The 10,393-nt window shown below is 73.9% G+C and carries 9 protein-coding genes and 1 pseudogene; 3 read left to right on the forward strand and 7 right to left on the reverse strand.

Annotation, left to right across the window (positions count from 1 at the left end; all coding sequences use genetic code 11):
• Positions 1-390 (reverse strand): annotated as a pseudogene (locus DQW06_RS29285) (hypothetical protein); the annotation flags it as partial.
• Between the two features lie 338 nt (positions 391-728).
• On the opposite strand from DQW06_RS29285, the gene DQW06_RS19485 reads away from it, so the two are divergent.
• Complete coding sequence (locus DQW06_RS19485; protein WP_071622321.1) at positions 729-1,055, forward strand: co-chaperone YbbN; 327 nt, start codon at positions 729-731, stop codon at positions 1,053-1,055.
• Positions 1,056-1,188: 133 nt separating this feature from the next.
• Here DQW06_RS19485 and DQW06_RS19490 read toward each other — a convergent pair whose 3' ends face one another.
• The 4 genes from DQW06_RS19490 to DQW06_RS19505 all read right to left on the reverse strand — a co-directional run bounded on the left by DQW06_RS19490 (position 1,189) and on the right by DQW06_RS19505 (position 5,900).
• The gene (locus DQW06_RS19490; RefSeq protein ID WP_117199064.1) at positions 1,189-2,271 is read right to left on the reverse strand and encodes an MBL fold metallo-hydrolase; all 1,083 of its coding nucleotides are present in this window, start codon (positions 2,269-2,271) and stop codon (positions 1,189-1,191) included.
• A 77-nt stretch (positions 2,272-2,348) separates the two neighbouring features.
• The gene (locus DQW06_RS29825) at positions 2,349-3,452 is read right to left on the reverse strand and encodes an NAD(P)-dependent alcohol dehydrogenase (protein ID WP_198662501.1); all 1,104 of its coding nucleotides are present in this window, start codon (positions 3,450-3,452) and stop codon (positions 2,349-2,351) included.
• Between the two features lie 205 nt (positions 3,453-3,657).
• Complete coding sequence (locus DQW06_RS19500) at positions 3,658-4,761, reverse strand: Gfo/Idh/MocA family protein (RefSeq protein ID WP_117199066.1); 1,104 nt, start codon at positions 4,759-4,761, stop codon at positions 3,658-3,660.
• A 167-nt stretch (positions 4,762-4,928) separates the two neighbouring features.
• A complete protein-coding gene (locus tag DQW06_RS19505; protein ID WP_071622319.1) occupies positions 4,929-5,900 on the reverse strand; it encodes an aldo/keto reductase in 972 nt (323 codons plus the stop codon).
• Between the two features lie 138 nt (positions 5,901-6,038).
• Between DQW06_RS19505 and DQW06_RS19510 the strand changes: the two genes are divergently transcribed.
• A complete protein-coding gene (locus tag DQW06_RS19510; RefSeq protein ID WP_198662502.1) occupies positions 6,039-6,635 on the forward strand; it encodes a MarR family winged helix-turn-helix transcriptional regulator in 597 nt (198 codons plus the stop codon).
• A gap of 78 nt (positions 6,636-6,713) precedes the next feature.
• Here the strand turns inward: DQW06_RS19510 and DQW06_RS19515 are convergent, their stop codons facing one another.
• The gene (locus DQW06_RS19515; RefSeq protein ID WP_117199067.1) at positions 6,714-7,127 is read right to left on the reverse strand and encodes a helix-turn-helix domain-containing protein; all 414 of its coding nucleotides are present in this window, start codon (positions 7,125-7,127) and stop codon (positions 6,714-6,716) included.
• Between the two features lie 241 nt (positions 7,128-7,368).
• On the opposite strand from DQW06_RS19515, the gene DQW06_RS19520 reads away from it, so the two are divergent.
• Entirely contained in the window at positions 7,369-10,101 is a 2,733-nt protein-coding gene (locus DQW06_RS19520) for an AAA family ATPase (protein ID WP_232833082.1), read from the forward strand.
• A 181-nt stretch (positions 10,102-10,282) separates the two neighbouring features.
• Here the strand turns inward: DQW06_RS19520 and DQW06_RS19525 are convergent, their stop codons facing one another.
• Complete coding sequence (locus DQW06_RS19525; RefSeq protein ID WP_232833084.1) at positions 10,283-10,381, reverse strand: hypothetical protein; 99 nt, start codon at positions 10,379-10,381, stop codon at positions 10,283-10,285.
• Positions 10,382-10,393: the final 12 nt, after the last annotated feature.

Raw genomic sequence — 10,393 nt, forward strand, 5'->3', positions numbered from 1 at the left:
GGCCGCCCCATGGCGGCCGCTCCCGTGAACGGTCATCCGCGCGATGGCGGGGACGTCCATGACGCTGACGCGGTCCTCGCCCCAGCCCGGATAGAACGTGATGCCGCCGATGGGCGACCACGCCTGGGTGAGCACTCCGTGGGCGGCGTCGGCCCGCTGGACGTCGGGCTGGGTGAAGTAGGGGTGCAGCTCGCTCTGGTTGAGGGCGGGCACGACGTCGGTCTGGTCGATCAGGCGCTCCAGGTGCTCGGGGGCGAAGTTGCTGACGCCGATCGCGGGTTCGGCCGCGAGGAGTCCTCCGTCGCGCTCGTCTCCGGGAACCGGGACAGGCTCGGTCGGCTCGCCACCGCCGACCACGCGGCGGAGACCCGACCCCGTACGGGCGGCCACCGGTACCACCGAGGGCCGGAACCGCCCACGGGCCTCGGGCGACACCGCGCCCGGACCGGGGAGCGCGACCCGGTCTGCTGGGCGTGCTCCCCGGCCGCGGGAGCTGAGGCTTTCCGGAGCGCCGCGCGCCGGAGCGCGGGCTCAGTTGCCGGTCCCGCGCATCGGCGTATCCGAAACCCGCCTTGCGGCGTTCCGGATGTCCGCCCCCGGGGCTGGGCGTACCACCACGAACCCCCACAGGACGACGGTGTTCGCGCCATTCCACCACGGAGTCGACCGCGGGACGGGGACGATGGGTGGTGTCGTTCCCGCCTCTTGTCCACGAAGGAGCACAGCACATGAGCGGTACCGTCCTGGACGTCACCGACGCTGACTTCGAAGCGAAGGTCGTCCGAGCACAGGGACCCGTCCTGGCGGTCTTCCGGGCCGAGTGGAGCGCTGTGTGCAGGGCGCTGGACCCGGTCCTGGCCGAGGCCGCCAAGGAGTACGCGGACCGGGTGACCATCGCCCGGCTCGACATCGACCGGAGCCCTCAGACGCCTCCCGTGTACGACATCACGGCGATACCCACCCTGCACGTCTTCAAGGACGGAAACATCGTCGCCACCCGGATCGGGCCCTCCTCCAAGAACAACGTCGTCGAGCTGATCACCCCGCACCTGTGACCACCGGTCCGGCCCGGACCAGGGCCGGGACACGGATCCCGCACCCGTAAGGGCGCGGGACCCGGCGGCGCGCCGACCCGCCCGCCGGGTTCCCGCGTTCCTCGAACCCGCACGCCTTCCGCGTACGGCCGGGTCAGGTCTGGAAGGGCGGGGGGTTGGTCCCGCGCAGGCGGTAGTCGGGGCGGGGCCGTTCCAACCGGATCGACTCCAGCACGGTGTAGGCGTGGTACTTGGTCTGGGTGGTGGCGCCCGCCAGGCGCTCCCACCACAGCTGCCCGTTGCTGGTCCGCTTCTCCAGGACGTGCCGGGTGGTGTGGTTCGCCATGGAGTTGATCCAGTTCTCCGTGCCGACGAAGACCCTGTCCTGGCCTGCGCCGGCCAGGATGCCGACCAGCGCGTCGGAGCCGCTGAACCGATCGACCGCCGCGGTGGCCCCTTCGAGCACGTCGGCGAAGTACTCCACGCACAGCTCCACCTGCTCACGGGTGCCGTAGTGCATGTGGTGCCCGCCGACGAAGAAGTCGAAGTCGTACTCCAGGATCTGGGAGTGCGCCTCGTACCAGCCGGAGATGTTCTGCGAGGCGTCGCAGTGCATGAACGTCACGGAGCCCGGGCTCAGGATGTCCACGGCGGTGAGCACCTTCTGCCGGGGGGCGTAGACGAAGATGTTCCCCGGGCAGTGGTTCTCGCCCTTGTAGGACAGGTGCAGCTCCACGCCGCCCACGTCCAGGACGTGGTCGTTCTCGAACGTGAGCGTCGGCACCGGGCGCTTGGGGTCGGGGAACCGCTCCAGGAGCTCCTTGGTGATGCGGTGGGCGACGATCTCGACGTCGGGGCCGTACACGGAGGCGGCGCCGATGTGGTCGGCGTGCCAGTGGCTGTAGACCACGTGGGTCACCGGCTGGTCGGTGACCTCCTCGATCGCCGCCAGCATGTTCTCGCCCAGCGTCGGCGGTGCGTCGATGGCGACCACGCCCTCGCCGCTCACCACGAACGCGGCGTCGTAACCGGCGCTGGTGACCCAGTAGAAGCCGTCGCGCAGTTCCTCCACGTGGTAGCCGTACTTCTGGAAGCGCTCACTCCGCAGGTACGGGGGGTAGTAGCCCTCGGGGTCGGAGGGGTCGTCCTCCCCGGCCCGGGGGAAGCCGTAGTGGTCGATCCCGTAGAAGTCCGGGGCGTCGTCGGCGGTGATGGTTCTCTGACTGCTGGAGCACATCGGTGAAACACCTTTCCTCGTTCTCGGCTCTCGTGGAACGTGCGGCCCTCGGCGAGGCGCACGTCCGTACGGCCGCGTTATTCCGGTGGCGTGAACCGCAGGACCGCCTTGGTGAGCCGGCCCGAGCCCGCGTCGTCGAACGCGGTGTTGATGTCGGTGAAGTCGTAGAAGGACAGCAGCCGGTCGATCGGGAACTGGCCCGCCCGGTAGAGTTCGGCGAGTTCGTTGACCAGCAGCGGTGAGACGGCGTCGCCCTGGATGATGCCTTGCAGGGACTGGCCCATCGTGAGGCGGCCCGCGTCGACCACCGCGCCCCCGCCCTCGTGGAAGGCCACGAAGCCGAACCTCCCCATGGGCGCCAACGCGCCGACACCCGCGTCGAGGTTCTCCGCTCGGCCGCTCGTGTCCAGGACGTACTCCATGCCGCGCTCCTCGACCGCGCGGAGCGCGGCCGCCAGGTCCCCGACCATCCGTGGGTCGATGGTGTGGGTCGCTCCCAGTTCGCGTGCCAGTCCGAGCCGGTCGGCGTCGACGTCGACGGCCACGATGGTGGCCGCGCCCGCCACGCGCGCCGCCATGACCGCCGCCAGGCCCACTGCGCCCACGCCGAACACGGCGAGGGACGCGCCCACCGGAACGGCGAGGGCCTTGAGCACGGCTCCGGCGCCCGTCTGCAGACCGCAGCCCAGCGGGGCCATGACCTCCAGGGGCAGGTCGGCGGGCACCCTGATGGTGTTGCGCTGGTGGGTGAGGGCGTAGGTGGAGAAGGAGGACTGCCCGAAGAAGTGGCCGCGGGGTTCGCGGTCGTTCCCGGGGCCGCCGACGGCGTGCAGCCCGTTCGACCCGTCCAGGCGGGCACCCGCGAAGTTCGCCGCCCAGACGTCGTCGCAGTAGGCGGCGTGCCCGGAGACGCACGGCTTGCAGCGTCCGCACGAGTGGTAGGACAGCACGACGTGGTCGCCGGGCGCGACGGAGGTGACGGCGCTTCCCGTGCGCTCGACGACCCCCGCGCCCTCGTGCCCCAGCACCACCGGCAGCGGTGTCGCCATCCGCTGGGCCCGCACGTGGGCGTCGGTCGCGCATATCCCGGTCGCGACCATCCGGACCAGGATCTCGTCCGCCCGGGGTTCCTCGACCTCGACGTCGCGGAACTCGAACGGCCCGTCCCGCTTCTCGATCACGGCGGCCCGCGCGGGTGTGGTCGTACGGAGCGGCCCCCTCACAGGGCCCCGCCGACGCCGAAGCGACCGAGGACAGCATTCATCAACGACTCCCGTAATCGGTGTGGTCCGGGCCGAAGGGCCCCGAGCGGGACTGAACCTACGGCAGCCGTTCGGGTCCGCGAATCGGTCGCCGTATCGGTCACGGCCCGCGCCTTCGGACCGGTCACCGCCGCAGGTGCTGCCGGAGGCCGGTACGCGCGGCCCGTTCCACCTGGGCGACCAGTCGGCTGTTGTGGACGGCGTGCTCGAATCCCGGTGTGTCGTACGTCCCGTTCCCGATGTCGCGGGCAAGTGAGGCGTACACCTCTCCCACGTTGACGGAGGCGCCCGCCCAGACCTGCGCGGCGGCCGGTCCGGTGCCGGTGGCGACGGGGGCGTCGGGCGCCTCGAACTCCACGTTCGAGGTCAGCGCGAGGTCGCCGACCTGGACACCCGCGGGGTGGTCGCCGGTCAGCGCCAGCCAGCCGTCCGTTCCGCGGACCTCCAAGCCGAAACGGGCGTCCGCCGCGGGTACGCCCGCTAGAACCTGCACTCCCACCGGTGCCCCCGAGGCGGTTTTGACGACGGCGTCGAGGTGGTCCGGTGTCTCCCGGGCCGATAGTTCGCCGGTGTCGGTCAGCCGTACCCGCGGCCACAGGAGTTCGGTGCGCGCGTCGATCTCGGTGACGCGTCCGAGGACCGCCTCGACCACGTCGAGCACGTGGCCCACCGCGACGGTCAGGAAACCGGCTCCGGCCGCCGCCTTGTCGAAGTAGGCGTAGGCGCTCACCGACTCCGGGCCGTTGCCGAACGTCGTCGCGGTGACCCGTGCCGAGAGCGGTCGCCCCAGTCGGCCCTGCGCCACGATCTGCGCGGCGCGGCGCACCGAGGGATTGTGCCGCCCCTGCAGGCCGATCGCCGTGTGCAGCCGACCCGCCGCCGCGGCCATCTCCTCGGTCTGGGCGACGGTCGCGCCCAGGGGGGACTCCGAGTACACGGCCTTGCCCGCCGCGAGTGCCGCCAGCACGAGTTCGCGGTGGGCCGGGACCTTGACGGCCACGGTGACGAGGTCGACGGAGGGGTCGCTGATCAGTGCGTAGGGGTCGGCGAACCAGCGTTCGGCGCCGAAGACCTCGGCCGCGCGGCGTGCGCTCTCCTCGCGCCGGGTCGCCACGGCGGCCAACCTGAACTCCGGCTGCGCCGCCAGGGCGGGGATGTGCGAGGCCCCCGCCCAGCTCGCACTGGTGTCGGCTCCGATGACGCCGACACGGATCGGGTTGTTCGACATGATGTGCGGTTCCGTTCTTGACGCGCGGTCGGCGTACGGCTGGTCCGTAGGTCCGGTCCGCTGCGGGGTCGTGGAAGATGTGGGGCCGTCCCGGGAGGCGTCACGCCACCGCCGGGGAGCCGATCGGTTCGGTCGGCGGGCGGGGCGGTGCTCGCCCCGCCGCCTTCTCAGCGGTCGACGACGGCCATGTCGGCGGCGGCGTGGCGCTCGCCGGAGGCCGGTGCCAGTTCGTCCAGCCGGGTGATCTGTGCGCTGGTGAGCCGCAGGCCGTCGGCGGCGGTGTTCTCCTCAAGGCGGTCGGTGCGCCTGGTGCCCGGGATGGGAGCGATGCCCTCACCCCGCGCGAGCAGCCACGCCAGGGCGACCTGCGCCGGTGTGGCCCCGGCCTCCGCGGCGACCTCGCTCACCTCGTCGACGATGCGCAGGTTGCGCGTGAGATTGCCGCCGGTGAACCGGGGGTTGGTGCGCCGCCAGTCGGCGGCGTCCAGGCCGTCCAACGAGCGGATGCCGCCGGTGAGGAAACCGTGCCCGAGGGGCGAGTAGGGGACCAGGCCGATGCCCAGTTCACGCAGGGCGGGCAGCACGTCGGCCTCGACGTCGCGGGTCCACAGCGAGTACTCCGTCTGGACGGCGGCCAGGGGGTGGACCGCGTGGGCCCGGCGGATCGTCGCCGGGGCCGCCTCCGAGAGGCCGATGTGGCGTACCTTGCCCGCGGCCACCAGTTCGCCCAGCGCGCCCACCGTGTCCTCGATGGGGGTGCCGGGGTCGACGCGGTGCTGGTAGTACAGGTCGATGCGGTCGGTCCCGAGGCGCCGCAGGGAGCCCTCCACCGCCGCGCGGATGTTGGCGGGGGTGCTGTCGGGGCCCGGTCGGCCGGTGTGGGAGACGAGGCCGAACTTGGTGGCGATGACGACCCGGTCGCGGCGCCCGCTGATCGCGCGGCCCAGCAGTTCCTCGTTGACGTAGGGCCCGTAGACCTCGGCGGTGTCCAGGTGGGTGGCGCCGAGGTCCACGGCACGCTGGATGGTGCGGACCGAGGCGTCGTCGTCACGGCCCGCTCCGGTGTAGAACGCGGACATTCCCATGACGCCGAGGCCGATGCGCGGGACCTGGAGTCCGCCGAGCGATGTGGTCCGCATGCCGTGGTCCTTCCTGGAGGGGGTCGCCGGTCCGCGGCGGCGCACCTGTGCCGGTGCGCCCCGGGCCGTTCGAACTTGACGCATCAAGTTCTACGCGACTCAACTTGATGCGTCAACAACGGTGGTTAGGATGGGGCCATGGCGACAAACACGGCGGGTGGGCACGGGCCGGACCGGGACGCGTCCCAGGGGACGGAGGCCGGGGAGGGCCTCCACGCTGAAGGGCCCGCGCCTTCGGCCGCGCGAACGCGGTGGCTGGAGCCCGACGAGCTGGCGGCGTGGCTGGCCAACTCCGCGCTCATGATCAGCCTGCCGGCCGCCCTGGACGCGCGGATGCAGCGCGAGGCCCGGATGACCTTCTTCGAGTACATGGTGCTCTCGGTGCTCTCCGAGCAGCCGGAGCACACCCTGCGCATGAGTGAGCTGGCCGCGCGCACGTCGGCGTCGCTGTCGCGGTTATCGCACGTGGCGGGGCGTCTGGAGAAACGCGGACTGCTCACACGGGTCCGGGTCCCGGGGGCCGGTCGGCGCACCGACGCGGTACTGACCGGGGCCGGTTACGAGGCGGTGGCGGCGGCGGCGCCGGGGCACGTCGCGGCGGTCCGCGAGTACCTGATCGACGGCCTCGGGCCGCAGGAGCTCGCGGCGCTGCGCCGTATCGGCACCGCGGTCGAGGCCGCCATCAAACGGGGGCGGTCCGGGAGCGGATCAGCGGCACCGGTTCCCGAGGAGTGAGCGACGTCCCGGGCGGACGGCCCCGTACCGCCGCACGAGTGACTCCGCCACCCGGTCCCGGACGGCCGGGGCGCGGGTTCACCGGTCGTCGTCGGTCGCGGTCCGCCGCTCCGAGTCGTTCTCGACGCTCCACTCGACGAGCGGGTGCAGGACGCGCATCAGCCCGACACCGCGTTCGGTGGGCCGGTACAGGATCTGCACCGGGGTGGTCGGCACGACCGTCCGGTCGATCAGCCCGTGGGACCGCAGTTCCCGCAGGCGCTGGGACAGCAGCTGGTTCGAGATGCCGGGAACGTGCGCACGGTACTCGACGAACCTGCGGGCGCCCCGCACGGACGCCAACAGCACCGAGGCGGTCCACTTCCCGCCGACGAGCTCGACCGAGCGCTGGAAGCTGCGGCACGTCTCGTCGTCGATGCGCTCGAAGCCGTCGTCCGCACCACTACGGGCGGAGGAAGCCGCTGACGTGTCGGTCGGTCGGGATCTGGCCATGCGCGCAGGGTACCGGAGGGGGTCATTTCCCCTGACCGGGTCAGGGTCGTTTTGTCGCTGAAGGGAGTCGTTGGGCAGCCTTGGGCCATGGACACACATTTCTTCCGCCGGGAGTCGCCGTGAACCGGGGACGCTCGCCGGGACGCGGACCGCACCCGCCCACCGGTGCCGCTCACGGGCCCCTCACCGCCGAGCGGGCGCCGTGAACCCGCCGTATCCGGACACGCACACCGCCGGAGCCGTGCTCCCCCCGGCGGTGGCGGAGCCGATCGGCCGCCAGGAGGAGACCGCGGCCCTCGACGGGCTCCTCTCGGGGGCCCGCGAGGGCAGGGGCGGTGCCCTCGCGCTGTGGGGCGAACCGGGCATCGGCAAGTCCACTCTGCTGCGCTACGCCCACGACCGGGCCGCGGACTTCGTCCGGCTCGGCCACCGGGCCGCCCGGTCGGAGTCGGACCTGCCCTTCGCCGGGCTTCACGGGCTGCTGCGACCGGTGGCCGCGCGGATGGAGTCGCCGCCGGACGGGGGAGCGGTGTTGCGCACCGCGCTCGAAGCGGGTGAGGTCCCGGCGAACCCGCTCCCGGTGGGGGCGGCCGTGCTGTCGCTGCTCTGCGCGATCGCCGAGGAGCGGCCCGTCCTCGTCTCCCTGGACGACGCGCAGTGGCTCGACGGAGCCAGCGCGCGGTGCCTGGGCATCCTCGCCCGGCGTGTGGCGGCGCATCCCGTGGTGGTGCTGGTGGCCGACCACGGCGACCCGGCCGCCCGGCCATGGGAGGGCGTCCCCGACGTGCGGGTCGAGGGCCTCACCGAAGGGAGCGCGCGGCGCCTGCACGCGACCGCGGCCCCGCGCGCCGACGAGGCCCTGGTGCGGGCGGCGGTCGAGGAGGCGGGGGGCAACCCCCTGGCGCTGCTGGAGGCGGTCGGGGCCGACTGGCGCCCCGACGAGGCCGAGCCCCTCCCCGGACGGCTGCGGCCGCCCGTCGGACCGCGGCTGCGCCGTGCCTTCCGCGCCGCGATCGAGGCCCTGAGCCCCCCGGTGCGGCTGCTCACCGTACTCGCGGCGGCCGAGGACCACGGTGACCTGCTCGTGGTGCGGCGGGCCGGCCGCGCCCTCGGCGTCGACGACACCGCCTGGGACGAGGCGGAGGACGCGGGTCTGCTGCGCGTGAGGGGAGACCGAGTGGGGTTTCGCCACCCCGTCGTGCGCAGAGCCGTCTACGACTGCTGCGGTGCCGCGGAGAGGCGGCGGGCGCACCGGGCCCTGGCCGCCGCGCTGCCCGACGAGGCGGAGGAGCGCGCCTGGCACCTCGCCTCCGCGGCACACGACCACGACGAGGACGTCGCCGGACTGCTCGAACGGACCGCGGCCCGCTCCCGGCTCCGCGGTGCCATGGCGGCGGAGGCGTGGGCGCTGCGGCGGGCCGCCGAACTCTCGTCGGCGCCGATCGACGCCTCCCGACGGCTGGCCGGAGCGGCGCGGGCCGCCTGGGACGCCGGGTGGGCGACCACCGCGGAGCGCCTGCTCGACGACGCGGAGCGGTTGGCCCCGGGCACCCACGTCGCCCGCTGCAGCCACGGCCTGCGCGGCGTCATCGAGTCCTCCCGCGGCGCCCCCGAACTGGCCCACCACTACCTGACCACCGACATGGAGCTGGTCGCGGACCCGGGCACGGCGCTGGAGCTGGGCACCACGGCCATGCGCGCCGGCTGGGCGGCCGGACGCGGCGACCTGGCGGCCGGGGCGCTGGAATCGCTGCTGGAACTCGACGTCGAGGAGCGGGACGGGCTTCCCGTCCTCCTGGCCTGGTGGAGCGACGACCCGGCCGCCGACGCCGTGCCGACCGACGCGACCGGTTTCGCCGACGCCCTCGCCCGGGCTCGCAGGACGCCGCTGCGGTTGCTTCCGCCCGCTCCCCTCGCGGTGGTCTGGGGCATCGACACGGCGGTGGGGGACGCGTTGCGCCGCCGGGCGCCGCACCTGCGGCGGCGCTACGAACCGGCCCGGCTCGCCGACGTCCTGGCCCATACCGCGACGCTGGACGGCTTCGCCGGCCGCTGGGCGGAGTCGGAGTCCGCGTCCGAGGAGGGGTTGCGGCTGGCGGAGGACGTGGGCGCCGACCAGATCGCCGCCCACTGCCGCAACTGCCTGGGCTGGCTCGCCGCCGTGCGCGGTGACGAGCACCGGGCGGCCGAGGCCGCCGAACGCGTGCTGCGCACCGCGCTCCCGCGGGGAAGCCGTGCGGTGAGCGCGGCGTCCTACTGGATCAGCGGCATGAACAGCCTGTTCCAGGAGCGTCCCGGGGAAGCGCTGGACACCCTGCTGCGCCTGGCCGACCCCGCACACGGTGCGGCGCATCCGACCTTCGCGCTGCTGGCCGCGCTCGACACCGCCGAGGCCGCCGTGCACGTGGGGAGGTTCGACGTCGCCGAGGAGCGGATGCGGCGGCTGCACGCCTGGGCGCGGCGCACCGGAGCGCCGTGGGCGCGCTCCGCCGCGCACGCCGCCGAGGCGCTGTTGGACGGCCCCCGCGCCGAGGACGCCTTCCAGGCCGCGCTCGACGTGCCCGGCACACGGTCGCAACCCCTTCTGCGCGCCCGCGCCCAGCTGTTCTACGGCGAGTGGTTGCGGCGGGGCCGTCGGCGGACCGACGCGCGTGTCCACCTCGGGAGCGCCCTGGAGGCGTTCGACCGCCTGGGGGCCGAGCCGCTCAGCCGACGGGCGCGGCGTGAACGGGACCTCACCGGCCCCCCGGGCCGCCGGGGGAGCCCCGGCGCCGGAGAGGGCGTCCGGCTCACCGCCCAGGAGGACAGGATCGCCCGGCTCGCCGCTCAGCGGATGACGAACCGCGAGATCGCCGCGAAGCTGCGGATCAGTCACCGCACCGTGGGCCACCACCTCGGCAACGTGTTCGCCAAGCTGGGCATCACCGCGCGGTCCGAGCTGGGGCGCACCTACGGAGGCCCGGGGCCGGGTTGAGCCGTGCCGGTGCGCGGAACCGCCGGCGTCCGGGGCCGGGGCCGCGCCGGCCCGCGGTGGGCGGGTCCTCTCCTGGACCCGTCCACCGCAGGACCTCACCGCGGGGGCCTGCGCGCTGCCGCCTCCGTCGGACCGCGGGCGGTGTCCTCGGCCGCCCCGACCGCCGGAGGCCGCGGGCCCGTCACGGGAGCAGCACGAGTTTGCCGCTCACGTGCCCGGCCCGGCTCTCCTCCAGGGCGATGGCCGCCTCGTCGAGCGGGTGCGTCCCGGCGATCGGCACCCGCAGCCGGCC

The organism is Nocardiopsis sp. TNDT3, from assembly GCF_003427465.1.
GTDB classification, from domain to species: Bacteria; Actinomycetota; Actinomycetes; order Streptosporangiales; family Streptosporangiaceae; genus Nocardiopsis; species Nocardiopsis dassonvillei.

What these genes read in the sequence shown, in the direction of transcription:
- DQW06_RS19485 (WP_071622321.1), top strand. Translation starts at nt 729, where the DNA reads ATGAGCGGTACCGTCCTGGACGTCACCGACGCTGACTTCGAAGCGAAG.
- DQW06_RS19490 (WP_117199064.1), bottom strand. Translation starts at nt 2,271, where the DNA reads ATGTGCTCCAGCAGTCAGAGAACCATCACCGCCGACGACGCCCCGGAC.
- DQW06_RS19500 (WP_117199066.1), bottom strand. Translation starts at nt 4,761, where the DNA reads ATGTCGAACAACCCGATCCGTGTCGGCGTCATCGGAGCCGACACCAGT.
- DQW06_RS19505 (WP_071622319.1), bottom strand. Translation starts at nt 5,900, where the DNA reads ATGCGGACCACATCGCTCGGCGGACTCCAGGTCCCGCGCATCGGCCTC.
- DQW06_RS19510 (WP_198662502.1), top strand. Translation starts at nt 6,039, where the DNA reads ATGGCGACAAACACGGCGGGTGGGCACGGGCCGGACCGGGACGCGTCC.
- DQW06_RS19515 (WP_117199067.1), bottom strand. Translation starts at nt 7,127, where the DNA reads ATGGCCAGATCCCGACCGACCGACACGTCAGCGGCTTCCTCCGCCCGT.